The sequence below is a fragment of the Dysosmobacter sp. Marseille-Q4140 genome, from assembly GCA_018228705.1.
In the GTDB taxonomy this organism is placed as follows: Bacteria; Bacillota; Clostridia; order Oscillospirales; family Oscillospiraceae; genus Oscillibacter.
Genome location: CP073694.1, coordinates 2,053,922 through 2,072,260, shown reverse-complemented (window position 1 = coordinate 2,072,260; position 18,339 = coordinate 2,053,922). Strand labels below are relative to the sequence as shown.

Genomic DNA, 18,339 nt, shown 5'->3' with positions numbered 1-18,339 from the left:
GACGAGGTGAGGATATGCTCGGCCATTTGCGCGCCCTGCGGGAGGACCAGTCCCTGTCCCAAAAGCAGCTGGCGGACCTGCTGCAAGTCCACCAGACCACGTACTCTGACTACGAACGGGGCAATCTCAACATTCCCGTATCCGCTCTGATCCAGCTGGCGGCGTTCTATCACACCAGCATCGACTATCTGGTGGGATACACGGACGATCCGACGCCCTACCCCAGATCCCGTCCCCGGCGCTGAAACTGCGCAAAAGAGGACCCCGGCCAATGGCCGGGGTCCTCTCAGCGTGTCAAAAAGACCTTTTTGACACGCTGAGCAAGTTTTTTGAACCTCAAAAAGGTTCAAAAAACTCATGATTAAAAACGAAAGACACCCTTCCTGGGTTTCTTTCGTAACTATCTTCCTTCCCGTTGCGGAAGATTTCCACTTTTTCAACAAGAAAAAGAGGACCCCGGCCAATGGCCGGGGTCCTCTCGGTTTCTCAGGGATGTTCAGCAGGTGCTCAGCACTTCTCGAACACGGTGGCAGTGCCCTGGCCGCCGCCGATGCAGAGGGTAGCCAGGCCCTTCTTGGCGTCGGGCCGCTTCTGCATCTCGTGCAGCAGGGTGACGATGATGCGGGCGCCGGAAGCGCCGACGGGGTGGCCCAGGGAGATGGCGCCGCCGTTGACGTTGACCTTGCTCATGTCGAAGCCCAGCTCACGGGCAACGGCGATGGACTGGGCGGCAAAGGCCTCGTTGGCCTCCACCAGGTCGATGTCGTCGATGGTCACGCCGGCCTTGGCCATGGCCTGACGGGAGGCGGGCACGGGGCCCACGCCCATGATCTTGGGATCCACGCCGCCCTGGCCCCAGCCGATCAGCTTGGCCATGGGCTTCAGGCCGTACTTCTCCACGGCCTCGCCGGAGGCCAGGATGATAGCGGCGGCGCCGTCGTTGATGCCGGAGGCGTTGGCGGCGGTGACGCGCTGGGTGCCCTTGTCGGCGGTCTCCTTCAGACCCTTGGGCTCAAAGGTGTGCACGACCTCGGGGTTGGGGGACTCGGGGCCCACGGGGAAGGCGCCGCGCAGCTTGGAGATGCCCTCGGCGGTGACACCGGCGCGGGGGAACTCGTCCACCTTGAACTCCACGATGTCCTTCTTGACCTTCACGGGCACGGGAACGATCTCGTCCTCGAACTTGCCGGCCTTCTGAGCGGCCTCGGTCTTCTGCTGGGAGGAGGCGGCGAACTCGTCCATCTCCTGGCGGGTGATGCCCCAGATATCGGCGATGTTCTCAGCGGTGGTGCCCATGTGATAGTTGTGATAGGCGTCCCACAGACCGTCCTTGATCATGGTGTCGATCATCTGGGTGTGGCCCATCCGGGCGCCGTAACGACCGGTGGGAACGGCATAGGGAGCGGCGCTCATGTTCTCGGTGCCGCCGCAGACGATCACGTCGGCGTCGCCGGCCAGGATGGCGCGGGCGCCCTCGATGACGGACTTCATGCCGGAGCCGCAGACCATGCCCACGGTGTAAGCGGGAACGGAGTAGGGGATGCCGGCCTTCACAGCCACCTGGCGGGCCACGTTCTGGCCCTGGGCAGCGGTGAGGATGCAGCCGAACATGACCTCGTCCACCTGCTCGGGGGCGACGCCGGCGCGCTTGAGGGCTTCCTTCACCACGATGGCACCCAGCTCAGTGGCGGGGGTGTTCTTGAGGCTGCCGCCGAAAGAGCCGATAGCGGTTCTGCAGCAATTCACGACATAAAGATCTTTCATGATGTTCCTCCGTTTTTATAAAATGTAAGTCAGGTCTTGCAGCGGTCTGTGGACACCGGCCAAAGACCGCTGCCGCAGATGCCAACACACAATGACGGGAGGTGATACAGAAGTTGTCAAAAAATAAACAGGATTGCTAATTTTTTGACAAACGCCTGTCTGCCTCCCCTCGCAAGTTTGATTATAGTGGGTTTATCCGCCCCCGTCAATGGCAAAATGGCCGTTCGTCCCATTTTTGTTAAATCTTTGACAAAACCCCATCCAATTTCGTCACCTTGACGAAATTGGATGGGGCCGTCTCCCGGCGGTCACGTTTGCGGAGCGTCCTCCGCATCCATCAGGGCGCTCCAGAATTCTCCGGCGTCCAAGTCCTCCAGGGTGGAGGTCCACTTTACCTCCGCCGCTTCCGCAGCGGACTGGAGCCGCCAGTCGAACCACTCGGCAGCGGTGGCGGAGGCGTCCAGCGGCAACCGCAGCAGGATATAGAAGCTGCCGTCAGCCTCCACGATGCCGCTCCACTGGCCCTCCTCCAGGTCCAGGGCCGCCTCCTCCGCCGCCGCGGGCAGGGTGCCCTCCCCGGCGCGGAAGGTCCGGCCGTGGGGGTACTGGTCCCGGTCAGGGTCGTCGCTGTACGTGGCGGCCAGGACCGCGAAGTCGTTCTCCGGGGCGGCGGAGCCGTTGAGCTTGGAGAAGGCCTCTCCGGCCCGGGCACGGGCGGCCTCGGCGTCGTCCCCGGCGTCCACCCGGATGAAGTCCAGGGTAAGATAGCCGCTGTCGGCGCCGAAGGCGGCCAGGTCCTCCGCCGTGGGGTAGGCGCCGCTCTCCGGGTCACCGGCGCTCTGCCGCAGCCGGTCGTAGAGGTAGGCGGTAGCGGCCAGGGTCTCCGCCCGGGTCCGGTCCAGGCCCAGCCGTCCCAGATCGGTGAGGTAGGCGTCCTCGCCTCCGGCGGCCTCCGCCGCGGCGGTCCAGTCGGCCTCCATGGCGGCCCGGTCCTCCTCGGTCAGGGCGCAGTCCTGGTCCTCCGCCATGTTTTCCACCACGGCGTAGAGCACCGTGTCCGCCAGGGCCTGCTCCGCGGCGTAGTCCGCCAGGGTGCCCTCACCGAAGGCGGCGTCCCAGTCCAGCTCTGTGCCGGCGTCATCGTAGGCGGTCTGGATGCTGTCGCAGGTGTAGGCCAGCCAGTAGAGGTACCGCCAGGCCTCCACCTCCCGGCCGTCCACGGTCAGGCCCGGCTCATCGGAGGGGGTGCCGGAGGCCCGGGACAGCAGGTCGTCCCCCGGCGGGGTCCCTTTGCCGCCGCAGGCGGCCAGGGTCAGCAGCAAAGCGCAGGCGAGGGCAGCGGTGATGATCCTTCTCATGTACAAGGCTCCTCCCGTAGGATGTCCCTTCATCCTATGGGAGGAGCCGAACACATATGCCTTATTTTTCCGCGGCCAGGGTCAGGTCCTCCACCAGGGTCCTGGCGGCCTCCAGCACGTCCTCGCCGGGTTTGAGGGTCAGGGACAGGGCGGGCACCTCCCCCGCTGCCAGGGTCAGGCGGCGGCGGTACTTGGCCAGGCCGCACACGGCCGCCAGGGCCGCCGGGTGGAACAGGCCCAGCTGGAGACGCAGGACATTGCCCTTCTGGGAGATGTCCGACACGCCGGCCTTGGCGGCGGCGGCGCGGAGCAGGGCCACGTCCAGCAGCGCCAGCACGGCCTTGGGGGCCTCGCCGTAGCGGTCCAGCAGCTCGTCCAGCAGGTCCGAGGCGTCCTCGTCGGTGCGGATGGCGGCAATGCGGCGGTAGAGGTCCATCCGCTGCTCCGGGGAGGGCACGTACCGGTCGGGGATGTGGGCGTTGACGGTCAGGTCCGCGGCGCACTCGGTCTCCACCTGCTTCTCCTGGCCCTGCTCCTCCAAAACAGCCTCCTCCAGGAGCTTGAGGTACAGGTCGTAGCCCACGCTCATGAGGTAGCCGGACTGCTCCGGACCCAGCAGGTTGCCCGCGCCCCGGATCTCCAGGTCCCGCATGGCGATCTTGAAGCCGGAGCCGAACTCCACGTACTCCCGGATGGCGGCCAGGCGCTTGGCGGCGGTCTCCTGGAGGACCTTGCCCCGCCGGAAGGTGAGATAGGCGTAGGCCCGGCGGGCACTGCGGCCGATGCGGCCCCGGATCTGGTGGAGCTGGCTGAGGCCCATCTTGTCGGCGTCCTCGATGATGAGGGTGTTGACGTTGGGGATGTCGATGCCGGTCTCGATGATGGTGGTGCACACCAGGATGTCCGCCTCGCCGTCCACCATGGCCTGCATGACGGAGGACAGTTCCTGCTCGCTCATCTTGCCGTGGCCGGTGACGATGCGCGCCTCCGGCCCCAGTATCTTCTGGAGCCGGGCGGCGGTGAGGTCGATGGTCTCCACCCGGTTGTGGAGGTAGTAGACCTGGCCGCCCCGGCTCAGCTCCCGGCGAATAGCGTCCTCCAGGATGGCCCAGTCGTGCTCCAGCACATAGGTCTGGACCGGCTGGCGGTCCGCCGGGGGCTCCTCCAGGGTGGACATGTCCCTGAGGCCCGAGAGCGCCATGTTCAGCGTCCGGGGGATGGGGGTGGCGGAGAGGGTCAGGACGTCCACCTGGCGGCTGATCTCCTTGAGCCGCTCCTTGTGGGTGACGCCGAAGCGCTGCTCCTCGTCGATGATGAGCAGCCCCAGGTCCTTGAACTCCACGGTCTTTTGCAGCAGCTTGTGGGTGCCGATCAAAAGGTCCACCCCTCCGGCCTTCAGGGCCCCCAGGATGCGCTTTTGCTCCTTGGCGGTGGTGAAGCGGGAGAGGACCTCGATCTTCACCGGGAAGTCCCGGAACCGGTTCACCGCCGTGGCGTAGTGCTGCTGGGCCAGGACCGTGGTGGGCACCAAAATGGCGGATTGCTTACCGTCCAGCACGCACTTCATCACCGCCCGGAGGGCCACCTCGGTCTTGCCGTAGCCCACGTCGCCGCACAGCAGCCGGTCCATGGGCCGAGGCCGCTCCATGTCGGCCTTGATCTCGGCGATACAGCGGAGCTGGTCGTCGGTCTCGGCGTAGTCGAAGGCCTCCTCGAACTCCCGCTGCCAGGGGGAGTCCGGGGAGAAGGCGAAGCCCGGCCGCCGCTGCCGCTCGGCGTAGAGCTGGGTGAGGCCCTTGGCCAGGTCCTTCACCGCCTTTTTGGCCTTGGTTTTCTGCTTGGCCCACTCGGTGCCGCCCAGCTTGTTGAGGCGGGTCCGCTCCTGGTCCTCGCCGCCGCCGATGTATTTGCTGACCAGGTCCAGCTGGGTCACGGGGACGTACAGGCAGTCGCCCCCGGCGTAGTCGATCTTGATATAGTCCTTTTCCACGCCGTCCACCGGCATCCGCTGCAGCCCTGAGAACCGGCCCACGCCGTGGTGGACGTGGACCACCAGGTCCCCGGGGGAGAGGTCGGTGTAGGACTGGAGCTTCTGGCGGTTGGAGTCGGTTTTCAGCTTCTGCCGCCGGCGGACCGCCGGGGCGGACAGCTGTCCCTCCGTCAGCACCGCCAGGTGCAGCGCCGGCCACTCGCTGCCTGCGGAGAGGGCCCCCAGGGAGATCCGGACCTCCCCCGGCGCCGGCATAGCGGCGCCCTTGAGGTCCAGCGTGGCCGGAATGCCCCGGTCCTCCAGCATCCGCAGCAGGTTTCGGGCCCTCGTCTCCCCGCCGCAGAGCATCAGCACGGCGCTGCCGGCGGAGCGGTAGTGCTCCAGGTCCGTAACGGCGGTCTCCAGGCTTCCGCCGTAGGAGCTGAGCTGCTTGGCGTTGACGGCGGTGAGGTCCCTGGGCCGCAGGGGATAGCGGGAGGTAGGCAGGGCGTTTTCCATAATGACGGGGAAGTCCTCCAGCGCAGCGTAGAACTCCTCGGCCCCCAGGCACAGCCGGGCGTACTCCCCGGTCATCAGCCCGGCCTCCAGCAGCGCCTCCGTGTCCTGCTTGAGCCGCAGGAGGGTGTTTTTCACCCGCTCGTCCACCCGGCCGCTCTCGCTGAGGAACACCACCGCGTCGGCGGGCAGATAATGGACGCCGGCGGTGACCTCCTTGTACACGGCGGCCAGATACCGGTCCATGCCGCCGGGGACGGCCCCGGCCCTCAGCCGCTCGGCGTCCTCCCGGAGGGTCCGGACCTGGGCCTCCGCCTTCTGTTTTTTTTCCAGCCTGGCGGCCAGAGTCTCCAGGGCCTCCGCCAGGCCGGTAAGGCCCCCGGGGGCCGCGTGGGGCAGCACCTCCGCCGCCGGCAGCAGCAGCGCCGTCTCCAGGTTCCGGGTCCGGCGCTGGGTACCGGGGTCGAAGGCTCCCATGGAGTCGATCTCGTCGTCGAAGAACTCGCAGCGCACCGGCTGGTCCATCAGGGGGGAGAACACGTCCAGGATGCCGCCCCGCAGGGCGAACTGGCCCACGCCCTCCACCTGGTCGCAGCGGGCGTAGCCGCCGCGGAGCAGGCCCTCGGTCAGGGCCTTCAAATCCACCCGCTTCCCCGGCTCCAGCGTCACCGCCAGACCTTTCAGCAGCGCCGGCGGCAGCGTCCGCTCCAGCAGGGCGTCCGCCGTGGCCACCACCGTCTCCGCCCGGCCGGAGGCCAGGGCGTACAGGGCCGCAAGACGCCCCCGCTCCCAGTCCCGGGAGGCCACGGCGCCGGGGCGCAGCTGCCACTCCCGGCCCAGCAGGGTCACCGGACGGCTGCCCGTCAGGGTCTCCAGATCGGCGCAGAGGGTCTGGACCTCCCGCTCGTCGCCGCAGACGAACACCGCCGGACGCCCGGCGGCCCGGGCCACAGCGGCGCCCACGCAGGCCCGCTGCACCGGCTGCAGGCCGGTCACCGCCGCCGGGCAGCCGCCGGACTCCACCAGCTGCGCCAGCTGGGCCACCTGGGGGAGCGTATTGAGTGTTTCCAGAAAACGTTCCATAGGGTCCTCGCTATCTGTAAAAATATGGAAGCCAACGCCCCAATGCCCCCGCGCCGTCTGGCGGGGGGCCGGGATGGTCCGTGTCATATGGAGGGTATGCGCTTTCGGGCGGGAACTTTCCCGCCGGGGGTCAGTTGAAGTCGTTCATGGCCTTCTGGCAGCCGTTTTCAATGATGCACGCCGCCGCCTCGATGGCCCGCTCAAAGCTCTCCAGCAGGATCTTCCGGTCCGCCTGGGAGGGCACGCCGATGACCCAGTCGATCATGTCGCCGTCCTGGCCCGGGGCGCCGGTGCCGATCTTGATGCGGGGGAAGTCCTGGGTGCCCAGATGGGCGATGATGTTCTTGATGCCGTTGTGGCCGCCGGCGGAGCCGGTGGGCCGGACCCGCAGCTTGCCCACGGGCAGGGACACGTCGTCGTAGATCACCAGCACGTGGTCGGCGGGGATCTTGTAGAACTGGGCCGCCTCCCGCACCGCCTCGCCGGAGAGGTTCATATAGGTCTGGGGCTTCATCACCAGACACCGGGCCCCGGCGAAGGAGAGGATATTATAGGCGGACTTGAACTTGACCTTGTTGAGCTTCACGCCCTTTTGCTCCGCCAGCAGGTCCACGGTCAGAAAGCCCATGTTGTGGCGGGTGTTGGCGTACTTCTGGCCCGGATTGCCCAGGCCCACCACCAGCCACTCCGGGCCGGCGGTCTTGCTTGCAAACAGCAGGGGAACTCATCCTTTCCCAACGTCAGCCAAGGCGGGAAAGTTTCCTTCCCCGCCTGGCAGCGTATGCGATTTTGATTTCGGCGCAGAAAGAAGGCGCGCTCCGTATCAGCGGAACAGCTTGGAGATGGAGATCTCCTGATAGATGCGCTCGATGGCCTCGGAGAACATGGGGGCCACGGACAGGTACTTGATCTTGGGGCACTTGACCGGGTCCACGGCGGGGATGGTGTCCAGCAGAGCCAGCTCCTGGATGACGCTGTTGTTGACCCGCTCCAGGGCCGGGCCGGAGAGGACGCCGTGAGAGGCGCAGGCGTGGACGCTCTTGGCCCCGCCCACTTCGATCAGGGCCTGGGCGGCGTTGCACAGAGATCCGCCGGTATCCACCATGTCGTCGAAGAGGATGCAGTCCTTGTCCCGGACGTCGCCGATGACGTTCATGACCTCGCAGCTGTTGGCCTTCTGGCGGCGCTTGTCCACGATGGCCAGGTTCATGTGCAGCTTCTGGGCGAAGGCGCGGGCACGGGCCACGGAGCCCACGTCGGGGGAGACCACCATCATGTTCTCACACTCGGCGCCGAACTTCTTGGCGTAGTAGTCCACAAAGATGGGGTTGCCGGCCAGGTTGTCCACCGGGATGTCGAAGAAGCCCTGGATCTGGGCGGCGTGGAGGTCCATGGTCAGCACCCGGTCGGCGCCGGCGGCGGTGATCATGTTGGCCACCAGCTTGGCGGTGATGGGGTCGCGGGCCTTGGCCTTGCGGTCCTGACGGGCGTAGCCGAAGTAGGGGATCACCGCGGTGATCCGGCCGGCGGAGGCCCGCTTCAGGGCGTCGATCATGATGAGCAGCTCCATCAGATTGTTGTTGACGGCGCCGCAGGTGGACTGGACCACGAACACGTCGCTGCCGCGGACGGTCTCATACAGGGAGACGAATACCTCGCCGTCGGAGAAGGTGCCTACCTCAGCCTCACCCAGCTTGGTGCCCATGAGCTTGCAGATCTCATCCGCCAGTTTGGGGTTCGCGTTGCCGGAGAAAATTTTGACATCTTTGCCGTGAGAAATCATTTTCCAACGCCTTCTTTCTGTAATCTATCAATTTTTGTTTGTCTTTTCATTCAGGCCGGCGCTTATTTTCCGTGCATCTGCCGCCGGCGGCGGGCCCAGCCCTCTTTGTTCTCCTGCTTGGCCCGGGCCACGGCCAGGGCGTCCGCGGGGACATCTTTGGTGATGGTGGCGCCCGCGGCGATATAGGAGCCCTCGCCCACGGTCACCGGCGCCACCAGATTGGTGTTGCAGCCGATGAAGGCGTTGTCCCCGATGACGCAGCGGTGCTTTTCAAAGCCGTCGTAGTTGGTGGTGACGGTGCCGCAGCCGAAGTTGACGCCGCTGCCCACGTCGGCGTCGCCCACGTAGGTCAGGTGGCTCATCTTGGTGCCCTCGCCCAGCACGCAGTTTTTCAGCTGGACAAAGGCGCCCACATGGCACTTGGGTCCCACCTGGCAGCCGGGACGCACGTGGGCATAGGGCCCCACGTCGCAGCCGTCGGCCAGGGTGCTGCCGGTGACCTGGGAGGCGTTGATGGTCACGCCGTCGCCCACCTGGCAGCCGTCCACCATGGCCTGGGGCCCGATCTCGCAGCCGCAGCCGATGGCGCTCTCGCCCCGCAGAATGGTGCCGGGCAGCAAAGCAGTCCCCCGGCCCACCCGGACCCGGGGATCGATATAGACGGCGGAGGGATCCAGGATCCGGACGCCGTTTTGGATGTGGCGGCGGACGATCCGCTCCCGGAACAGGGGCTCCAGCTCCGTCAGGGTCTCCAGGCCGAACACCGGCAGCCAGCCCGGCAGCAGCCGGGCGCCGGAGACGGCGTTGGTCATCTTCTCCCGCCAGACCTCCGCCAGCTCATGGCCGGAGGCGGCATAGGCGAAGCCGGGGCCGGCCTCCGCCGCGGGCAGGGCGGCGTGGACAAAGACCGCCGTCTCCTCCTCCGTGTCCAGGAAGTCCAGCAGGTCCCGCTGCTGCTCCGACACAGTGACCGGAAGATCCTCCGGCAGGCAGGCGCGGGCCTCCCGGGCGAAGCGGGGTCCGCAAACGACAAAAAACCGCTGCACGCCATCGGCCAGCAACTGGTCACTCATCCATCTGAGGATCGGGCAAAACAGAACGGCTTCCAGCATCAGCGGTTTGGAGTGCGCCGGAACGGAAGAATCCTCCTCCAAAAAGAACACGGCGCGCTGCGGATGATCCATGGGTGATTTCCTCCTTAATGGTTCGTACGTTTATTATAACAAAGTTCTTAGGAAAATCCAGTGGTTCCAAAGAAATTATTGTGAAATTTTCCCCGAAAACGTTCCGGCTTTTTCCGGTTCTTTTGTGGCAGACGGCGGATTTGACGCCCCGCCGCGCAAATTTTTTCGTTTTTTTCGGCATTTTGCAGAAATTCCGCTTCTTTTGTCGTAATTTTTTCTGAAAATCCGAATTTCTTTACACATTACGGTTGAATTTGTGTGGGCAAAGGATTACAATAAACCCTGTTCGTATGAAAAAGGGGGGCAGTGGGCCATGCTGAATATCGTACTGGTGGAACCGGAGATCCCCCAGAACTGCGGAAACGTGGCCCGCACCTGCGCCGCCACCGGCAGCCGCCTCCACCTGGTCCGGCCTCTGGGATTCGACATTTCGGACCGGGCCGTGCGCCGGGCGGGGCTGGACTACTGGCACCTGGTGGAGGTCACCGCCTACGACAGTCTGGACGACCTCTTCGCCCGGCACCCTGAGGCCGCGGCGGAGGCCTGGCTCACCACCACCAAGGCCCCCCGGTCCTATGAGGCCGCCCGCTTCACGCCGGACAGCTGGCTGTTCTTCGGCAAGGAGACGGCGGGGCTGCCCCTGGACTTCCGGGAGCGGTTCCGCGACCGGTGCATCCGCCTCCCCATGATTTCCCAGGCAAGGAGCCTGAACCTCAGCAACACCGTGGCGGTGTGCGTCTACGAGGCCCTGCGGCAAACCGGCTTCCCCGGCCTGCAGGACACCGGCGAGATGGCGCTGCCCCGCGATCCCAACACAACTGACAAAACGGAGGAAACCCAATGAACTACAACAAAAAGACCGTTCGTGACGTGGATGTGGCCGGCAAGAAGGTCCTGCTGCGCTGCGACTTCAACGTGCCCCTGGCCAAGGACGGCAGCGGCGTCATCACCGACGACAAGCGCATCCGCGCCGCCCTGCCCACCATCCAGTACCTGCTGGACCAGGGCGCCGCCGTTATCGCCTGCTCTCACCTGGGCAAGCCCGCGGCCACCTTCGAGTCCTACGCCAAAAAGCAGGCGGAAAAGGGCAAGGAGGCCACCAAGGAGGCCTGGGAGAAATCCCTCAAGGCCCTGTCCCTGGCCCCTGTGGCCCAGCGTCTGAGCGAGCTGCTGGGCAAGCCCGTCATCATGGCTTCCGACGTGGTGGGCCCCGACGCCCAGGCCAAGGCCGCCGCGCTGAAGCCCGGCGAGATCCTGCTGCTGGAGAACACCCGCTTTGAAAAGGGCGAGACCAAGAACGACCCCGCCCTGGCAAAGGCCATGGCCGACATGGCGGAGGTCTATGTATCCGACGCCTTCGGCGCCGTCCACCGGGCCCATGCCTCCACCGCGGGCGTTGCCGACTACCTGCCCGCCGTCTCCGGCTTCCTGATCCAGAAGGAGCTGGACTTCGTCGGCGGCGCCCTGGCCAATCCCAAGCGGCCCCTGGTGGCCATCCTGGGCGGCAGCAAGGTCAGCTCCAAGATCGGCGTCATCAACAACCTCCTGGAGATCGCCGACACCATCATCATCGGCGGCGGCATGGCCTACACCTTCTCCGCCGCCCAGGGCGGCAAGGTGGGCGACAGCCTGCTGGAGGCCGACTGGGAAGACTACGCCAATGACATGGTGAAAAAGGCCGCCGACAAGGGCGTCAAGCTCCTGCTGCCGGTGGACACCGTCTGCGCCGACGCCTTCGCCCCCGACGCCAAGAGCCAGGTGGTCAAGGCCGGTGAGATCCCCGACGGCTGGCAGGGCCTGGACATCGGCCCCGAGACCGTGAAGCTGTACTGCGGCGCCGTGGCCGACGCCGGTACCGTCATCTGGAACGGCCCCATGGGCGTGTTTGAGTTCCCCGCCTTCGCCAAGGGCACCGAGGCCGTGGCCGAGGCCCTCAGCAAGACCGGCGCCATCACCATCATCGGCGGCGGCGACAGCGCGGCTGCCGTGCAGCAGCTGGGCTACGCCGACAAGATGACCCACATCTCCACCGGCGGCGGCGCCAGCCTGGAGTTCATGGAGGGCAAGGAGCTGCCGGGCGTGGCCTGCCTGCTGGACAAGTAAATTCCCCGGCCGCCGCCTATCCACCGTCGCGGCAAAACGATTCCCGGTCCCTGCCGGGACCGCCAATCGTGCCGCTTCCTCGACACAGCCTCGCTTCATCCGCCGCCGGCGGCGCTTCGGCTGTGTCCAGCGGCGCCAGAGGCGGAGTTCATGGAGGGCAAGGAGCTGCCCGGCGTGGCCTGCCTCCCGGACAAGTAAGTTCCCCGGCCGCCTATCCACCATCCCGGCAGCGCGATCCCCGATCCCTGGCGGATTTCCCGGATCGGTGCAGCCCGGATTTTTACCCTCGGCGCCCGTTTTTTCCGGATTTTTCCCGAAGGCGGCGTTATGCTTGACAAAGCGGGCGAAATCTTGTATAAATGAGTGGTTTTCTCCGTAAAAAACCGGATTTTCTTCAGCTCATCCCCCCCTATGGGTGTTTGAAGCAGATCTCTTTTCCAGAGAACGTACAGATCGGACCATCAGATATATAAAAGGAGACGAGAAAATTATGAATCGCAGATATCGCAAGACCGTCATCGCCGGCAACTGGAAGATGAACATGACCGCCACCGAGACCAAGAAGTTCGCTGAGGACATGAAGAAGATCATGCCCCGCGCCAAGTGGTGCGAGACGCTGATCTGCGTCCCCGCCTGCAACATCCAGACCGCCGTCAAGGCCTTCAAGGACCTGCGGATCTCCGTGGGCGCCGAGAACGTCTACTTCGAGGAGAAGGGCGCCTACACCGGCGAGGTCTCCGCCGACATGCTCAAGGACCTGGGCGTCAAGTACGTCATCGTGGGCCACAGCGAGCGGCGGCAGTATTTCTGCGAGACCGACACCACCGTCAACAAGAAGGTCCACGCCGTGCTGAACGCCGGCATGAACCCCATCATCTGCGTGGGCGAGAGCCTGGAGCAGCGTGAGACCGGCATCACCAACGAGTGGATCGCCCTGCAGGTCAAGAGCGCCCTCAACGGCGTGCCCGCCGACAAGCTGCGCCGCTGCATCATCGCCTATGAGCCCATCTGGGCCATCGGCACCGGCAAGACCGCCACTGCCGAGCAGGCCGGCGAGGTCTGCGGCAACATCCGCGCCACCATCCGTTCCCTGTACGGCGCCCGGGTGGCCCGCTCCATCACCATCCAGTACGGCGGCTCCATGAATCCCAAGAACGCCGCGGAGCTGCTGGCCCAGCCGGACATCGACGGCGGCCTCATCGGCGGCGCCGCCCTGAGGCCCGAGCAGTTCGTGGAGATCGTCAACGCCGCCAATCAGGACTGACCTGCGCGGCGCCCGCCCTGCCGGCGGGAGTCGATTGAAATGTGACCGAATCGAGGTTTCTATGAACAAAACACCCACTACACTTATCATCATGGACGGCTTCGGCATGGCGGGCTCCGGCCTGGGCAACGCCGTCCGCGCCGCCAAAACGCCCCGGCTGGACCGGTTCTTTCAGGAGTTCGCCCACACGGAGCTCCAGGCCTCCGGCCTGGACGTGGGCCTGCCGGAGGGGCAGATGGGCAACAGCGAGGTGGGCCACACCAACATCGGCGCCGGCCGGGTGGTGTTCCAGGACCTGCCCCGCATCACCAAGTCCATCGCCGACGGGGACTTTTTCACCAACCCCGCCTACTGCCACGCCATGGACGCCTGCAAGGAAAACGGCACCTCTTTGCACCTGATGGGCCTGCTGTCTGACGGCGGCGTCCACTCCCACCTCAGCCACCTATTCGCCCTGCTGAAAATGGCCAAAGAGCGGGGACTGGAAAAGGTCTACATCCACGCCTTCCTGGACGGGCGGGACGTGTCCCCCACCTCCGGCGTGGACTTTGTGTCCGAGACGGTGGAAAAATGCCGGGAGATCGGCGTGGGCAAGATCGCCACGGTCATGGGCCGGTACTACGCCATGGACCGGGACAAGCGCTGGGACCGGGTGGAGCAGGCCTATGACGCCATGGTCTACGGCGAGAGCGCCTCGTTCAACCCCGTGCCGGTGGCCGCGGTGAAGGACTCCTATGCCGCCGGGATCACCGACGAGTTCATGGAGCCGGTGGTCTGCGACGCCGACGGCACCATCTCCGACAACGACAGCGTCATCTTCTTCAACTTCCGCCCCGACCGGGCCCGGGAGATCACCCGGACGCTGGTGGATCCGGACTTTGACGGCTTCACCCGCCAGACCTTCCCTCTGACCTTCGTGTGCAACACGGAGTACGACGCCACCATGCCCAATGTGGAGGTGGCCTTCCCCCGGGTGTCCGTCCGCAACGGCCTGGGCGAGTACCTCAGTCAGATGGGCATGACCCAGCTGCGCATCGCCGAGACGGAGAAGTACGCCCACGTGACCTTCTTCTTCAACGGCGGCAGCGAGACCGTGTTCCCCGGCGAGGACCGGGTGCTGGTGCCCTCCCCCAAGGTGGCCACCTACGATCTCCAGCCGGAGATGAGCGCCCCGGAGGTCACCGCCAAGTGTGTGGAGCGGATCGAGTCCGGCGCCTATGACGTCATCATCCTGAACTTCGCCAACTGCGATATGGTGGGCCACACCGGCGTCTATGACGCTGCCGTCAAGGCCGTGGAGACCGTGGACACGTGCGTGGGCAAGGTGGTGGACGCCACGCTGAAGATGGGCGGCATCGCCATGATCACCGCCGACCACGGCAACGCCGAGCAGATGGCCGAGCCCGACGGCTCTCCCATGACCGCCCACACCACCAATCCGGTGCCCTTCATTCTCTGCGGCGCCGGCAGCGAGCTGCGCTCCGGCGGCCGTCTGGCGGACATCGCCCCCACCATCCTGGACGTGATGGGCCTGGCCTGTCCCGAGGAGATGGACGGCAAATCCCTCATCATCAAATAAGACCCCAAACGCCGGGAGGCGCTGCGGATAGCAGCGCCTCCCGTTTTTTATGTGGTTTTTCTTCCCCGCAGCGCATCCACCGTCAGAAGGACCAGCACCGCCATCGCCCCCCAGAGGATCTGCCGCAGAGGCGTCACTGTGTAGTCGGCCAACCCAAACACCGGATCCGCCAGAGCAAAGGGCAGCACCGCCGCCATGGTCAGCGCCGTCAGGATACCCAGACAGCTCAACTTTTCCCGGAGCGGCACCGGCCGCTCCAGCCGCAGGGCCATCGCCGCCAGCACCACCACCGCCAGCCAGGCGATCACCAGGGATAATCCCTCGGCTTTTTCGCTTAGCTCCGCCAAAAGCCGGTGCTGTTCCCAGACCTTCTGCATGCCCGCCTGTATCTGCCCCTCCTGTATGGGAAAAAAGCGGCTGGCGGTCCAGCGCAGTCCAGCCCAGAGGGCGTTGCATATCGGCAGGACCGCTCCCACCGTCCAGGCCGCCCGGCGCAGACGTCGGAGCTGCCGTTCCGAGCGGCTGCCGCCGTACAGGATCTCTTGGAGGGAGACGCCGTAAACCTCCCCATAGCGCGCCAGCGTCTCCAGATCCGGCTGGGTCCGACCGGACTCGTGGCTGGAAACAGCCTGCCGGGTCAATCCCATCTGACGGGCCACCGCCTCCTGGGTCAGCTCCCGAGCCCGGCGGAGTGCTTTCAAATGACTGTGAATATCCGTCATGCCACGTCACCTCTCTATCAGCATATCGGCAATCTCCGGAACCTGTCAAGCAAGGATCTGTTGCGGCGGGATTTTCCCGCCGGTTCTGTAAAATTTCCGGTGAATTCTGGAATAAACCCCGGAAAAACCGCCCATACTTCCCCCAGACCCAAACTTGAGGGAGGTATCCTTACATGGCAGACAAATTCAGATCCCTTCCGGGCGGTCCCGGATTTTACGCCGCGCTGGTGCTGTGTCTGGCGGTGGCGGGCGTGGGCGGCTATTTCCTGCTGATGGACCGGACGCCGGAGCCCGCGGTCCAGGAGGAACCGGCAGTCCAGAAAGAGGCCGCCGCCCCGGTGACGGACCTGCCGGCCCAGCTGCCGGAGCCGGAGACGGAGCCGGAGAGTGAGCCGGAGGCGGAGGAGGCAGAGGAGCAGCCGGTATCCATGCCGGAGACGGAGGTGGCCGTCCAGGCCCCGGTGACGGCGGAGGAGCCCCTGACAGTGGTCTCCCCCCTGGAGGGAGATGTGGTGGCGGCCTTTTCCATGGACCAGCTGCTCTATAACCCCACTTTGGAGGACTGGCGGACCCACGACGGCGTGGACATCGCCGCGGCGGAGGGGTCCTCTGTGTTGGCCGCCAGCGCCGGGACTGTGGTTGCGGTGGACGACGATGTGCTCATGGGCACCACTGTGGTCATCGAGCACAGCGGCGGCTACCACACGCTGTACGCCAATCTCCAGTCGCCGCCGGTGGTAAAGGCGGGCGACACCGTCTCCGCCGGGCAGCTGATCGGCACCGTGGGCACCAGCGCCGCAGCCGAGGCGGCCCAGGGGCCCCACCTGCACTTCTCCGTCACCCTGGACGGCGAGCCCGTGGACCCGGCCAGCTTTCTGAAAAAATAATCGCTGCGGAAAACGTGCGCCGGCGCGCAGATCCCGCCTTCGTATTCGCTTCCCATGGATGTTCGCCGGCCGGCAAAAAGGGGCAAGGTCTGTTTCGGCCCTGCCCCTTTTTGCCGATCCCTTCCGCACATTGGCATTTACTTGATCGGGGGAGCGGACGGGTTCCTTACCTCATAATAATGGCCGCCGGTGATCAAATACGCTTCGCCGCCCCTGTCCTCATAGGTAAACGCATCCTCTCCTTTCACCTGGAAGCTGTAGCTTTCCGCGCCCTCCACCGCCTCCGGCTCATCGCAGGCAGTGACCTCCAGGTTATAGAACCACACGATAACAGGTGCAGTGGACAAGTCCTTTGGGTCATAGTCCTCTGAGCCAATTTCAAATGCGGTTTCTTCTCCTTGAGAGCAGACAGTACCTGTAATCAGCATGGTCGGTTCCGGAAACGCGTACAGTTCTGAACCGCCAATGGTCTTTTTGCACCCGGCAAGGCACAGCACACAGGCAAACGCAAATACGGCGCACCTTCTCATATGAGTTCCCTCCTTTTAGATGATGGTTCTGCCTCTCAAGACGAAAAAAACAGAGAGGAGGGTTCGCCAGCGGCCGCGTCAGGATGATTTTATGCCCGCGCAAATTGCCTGTATGTTCTTCACCCCCTATTCAGCACAGAGGCAAAAAACAAAGCGGAGGCAGCTGCCTCCGCTTTGTTTCCGTTCGTCTCAGGCCTCCTGAGGAGGCAGCTGCTCCGCCTGGACGGCGCCCACCCGGGCCTCCGCCGAGCGGATGGTGCGCCGCAGGAACACGGCGCTGAGGGTCAGGGACATCAGCTCCGCCACCGGGAAGGCCACCCACACCAGCTCCAGCCGGCCCGTCTGGGACAGCAGCCACGCTACCGGCAGCAGCACCACCAGCTGACGGGCCACGGCCACGATCAGGCTGTAAAAGGGGTTGCCGATGGCCTGGCACACGGAGCCGGCGATGATGCAGAAGCCCGCCAGCAGGAAGGAGATGCTGATGATCCGCAGGGCCACGGAGCCGATGCGGAGCATCTCCTCCGAGGCGTCGAAGAAGCCCAGCAGCATCTCCGGGAACAGCTGGAACACGGCCAGGCCAAAGGCCATGATGCAGATGGCGGCGCAGACGGCCAGCTTCACGGTCCGCTTCACCCGGTCCATGCGGGCCGCGCCGAAGTTGTAGGCCACGATGGGCACCATGCCGTTGTTCAGGCCGAACACCGGCATGAACACGAAGCTCTGGAGCTTGAAGTAGGCGCCGAACACAGCGGTGGCGGTCTTGGTGAAGCCGAAGAGGATCTTGTTCATGCCGAACACCATCACCGAACCGATGGACTGCATGACGATGGAGGGCAGGCCCACCCGGTAGATCTCCCCGGCCACCTTGCCGTTCCAGCGAATCTCCCGCAGGCGGATGTTGACGTCGGGGTTGAACCGGAAGTTCATGAACACCGCCAGGGCCGCGGCAATGATCTGGCCCATGACCGTGGCGGCGGCGGCGCCGGCCACCTCCATCCGGGGTGCGCCCAGCAGGCCGAAGATCAGGATGGGGTCCATGATGATGTTGATGATGGCACCGGTGAGCTGGGTGACCATGGCCAGGGTGGTCCGGCCGGTGGACTGCAGCAGCCGCTCAAAGCAGAACTGGCTGAAAATGCCGATGGACAGCCCCAGGCAGATAGTGGCGTACTGGGTGCCGTACTCCACAATGACCGGCTCGCCGGCGGCCTGGACCTCAAAGAAGGGCCGGGAGAGGAAAATGCCGATCAGGGCAAAGACCACGAAGCTGCACAGGGACAGGAAAATGCCGGTGTTGGCGGCCCGGTCCGCCATGGCCTGGTTCTTCTCGCCCAGAGACCGGGACAGCAGGGCGTTGATGCCCACGGCGGTACCCGCGCCGAAGGCGATCATCAGGTTCTGCAGGGGGAAGGCCAGAGACACCGCGTTGAGGGCATCCTCGCTGAGCTGGGCCACGAAGATGCTGTCCACGATGTTGTAAAAGGCCTGTACCAGCATGGAGATCATCATGGGGATCGCCATGCCGGCCAGCAGCTTGCCTACGGGCTGGACACCCATTTTGTTTTCACGGGGGGCGGAGGGTCTCCGTTCCATT

16 protein-coding genes are annotated in these 18,339 nt (G+C 65.1%); 6 read left to right on the top strand and 10 right to left on the bottom strand.

The features are described 5' to 3' along the window. Positions 1–14 precede the first annotated feature (14 nt). Positions 15–245 (top strand): helix-turn-helix transcriptional regulator, encoded by a 231-nt coding sequence (locus KFE19_10360; protein QUO36825.1) that lies wholly within the window; start codon positions 15–17, stop codon positions 243–245. Positions 246–507: 262 nt separating this feature from the next. On the opposite strand, the gene KFE19_10355 is transcribed toward KFE19_10360, so the two are convergent. The 7 genes from KFE19_10355 to KFE19_10325 form a co-directional block, all read right to left on the bottom strand. Beyond that, the gene (locus tag KFE19_10355) at positions 508–1,764 is read right to left on the bottom strand and encodes an acetyl-CoA C-acetyltransferase (GenBank protein ID QUO36824.1); all 1,257 of its coding nucleotides are present in this window, start codon (positions 1,762–1,764) and stop codon (positions 508–510) included. Positions 1,765–2,072: 308 nt separating this feature from the next. Beyond that, positions 2,073–3,122 carry a peptidyl-prolyl cis-trans isomerase gene (locus tag KFE19_10350; GenBank protein ID QUO36823.1) on the bottom strand — a complete coding sequence of 350 codons (1,050 nt, stop codon included), beginning with the start codon at positions 3,120–3,122 and terminating at the stop codon, positions 2,073–2,075. Positions 3,123–3,183: 61 nt separating this feature from the next. Further along, positions 3,184–6,690 carry a transcription-repair coupling factor gene (mfd, locus tag KFE19_10345; GenBank protein QUO36822.1) on the bottom strand — a complete coding sequence of 1,169 codons (3,507 nt, stop codon included), beginning with the start codon at positions 6,688–6,690 and terminating at the stop codon, positions 3,184–3,186. 130 nt (positions 6,691–6,820) lie between these two features. Beyond that, positions 6,821–7,408, bottom strand: a complete 588-nt coding sequence (gene pth, locus KFE19_10340; GenBank protein QUO39593.1) for an aminoacyl-tRNA hydrolase — start codon at positions 7,406–7,408, stop codon at positions 6,821–6,823. Between the two features lie 105 nt (positions 7,409–7,513). Further along, a complete protein-coding gene (locus KFE19_10335; protein QUO36821.1) occupies positions 7,514–8,473 on the bottom strand; it encodes a ribose-phosphate pyrophosphokinase in 960 nt (319 codons plus the stop codon). Between the two features lie 62 nt (positions 8,474–8,535). Beyond that, positions 8,536–9,657, bottom strand: a complete 1,122-nt coding sequence (locus KFE19_10330; GenBank protein QUO36820.1) for a glucosamine-1-phosphate N-acetyltransferase — start codon at positions 9,655–9,657, stop codon at positions 8,536–8,538. Continuing rightward, the gene (locus tag KFE19_10325) at positions 9,539–9,838 is read right to left on the bottom strand and encodes a hypothetical protein (GenBank protein QUO39673.1); all 300 of its coding nucleotides are present in this window, start codon (positions 9,836–9,838) and stop codon (positions 9,539–9,541) included. The genes KFE19_10330 and KFE19_10325 overlap by 119 nt, the downstream gene beginning before the upstream one ends. 132 nt (positions 9,839–9,970) lie before the next feature. Here KFE19_10325 and KFE19_10320 point away from each other — a divergent pair, with 132 nt between their 5' ends. The 4 genes from KFE19_10320 to gpmI all read left to right on the top strand — a co-directional run bounded on the left by KFE19_10320 (position 9,971) and on the right by gpmI (position 14,603). Next, complete coding sequence (locus KFE19_10320; protein QUO36819.1) at positions 9,971–10,501, top strand: tRNA (cytidine(34)-2'-O)-methyltransferase; 531 nt, start codon at positions 9,971–9,973, stop codon at positions 10,499–10,501. After that, positions 10,498–11,760, top strand: a complete 1,263-nt coding sequence (locus KFE19_10315; GenBank protein ID QUO36818.1) for a phosphoglycerate kinase — start codon at positions 10,498–10,500, stop codon at positions 11,758–11,760. The genes KFE19_10320 and KFE19_10315 overlap by 4 nt, the downstream gene beginning before the upstream one ends. A gap of 490 nt (positions 11,761–12,250) precedes the next feature. Further along, positions 12,251–13,024 (top strand): triose-phosphate isomerase, encoded by a 774-nt coding sequence (gene tpiA / locus KFE19_10310; protein ID QUO36817.1) that lies wholly within the window; start codon positions 12,251–12,253, stop codon positions 13,022–13,024. A 61-nt stretch (positions 13,025–13,085) separates the two neighbouring features. Then, a complete protein-coding gene (gene gpmI / locus KFE19_10305; GenBank protein QUO36816.1) occupies positions 13,086–14,603 on the top strand; it encodes a 2,3-bisphosphoglycerate-independent phosphoglycerate mutase in 1,518 nt (505 codons plus the stop codon). 47 nt (positions 14,604–14,650) lie between these two features. Here gpmI and KFE19_10300 read toward each other — a convergent pair whose 3' ends face one another. Further along, positions 14,651–15,325: a helix-turn-helix transcriptional regulator gene (locus KFE19_10300; protein ID QUO36815.1), complete on the bottom strand. Its 675-nt coding sequence runs from the start codon at positions 15,323–15,325 to the stop codon at positions 14,651–14,653. 173 nt (positions 15,326–15,498) lie between these two features. Between KFE19_10300 and KFE19_10295 the strand changes: the two genes are divergently transcribed. Beyond that, positions 15,499–16,212 (top strand): M23 family metallopeptidase, encoded by a 714-nt coding sequence (locus tag KFE19_10295; protein QUO36814.1) that lies wholly within the window; start codon positions 15,499–15,501, stop codon positions 16,210–16,212. A 137-nt stretch (positions 16,213–16,349) separates the two neighbouring features. Here KFE19_10295 and KFE19_10290 read toward each other — a convergent pair whose 3' ends face one another. Then, the gene (locus tag KFE19_10290) at positions 16,350–16,742 is read right to left on the bottom strand and encodes a hypothetical protein (protein ID QUO36813.1); all 393 of its coding nucleotides are present in this window, start codon (positions 16,740–16,742) and stop codon (positions 16,350–16,352) included. Positions 16,743–16,931: 189 nt separating this feature from the next. Beyond that, entirely contained in the window at positions 16,932–18,338 is a 1,407-nt protein-coding gene (locus KFE19_10285; protein QUO36812.1) for an MATE family efflux transporter, read from the bottom strand. Position 18,339 lies beyond the last annotated feature (1 nt).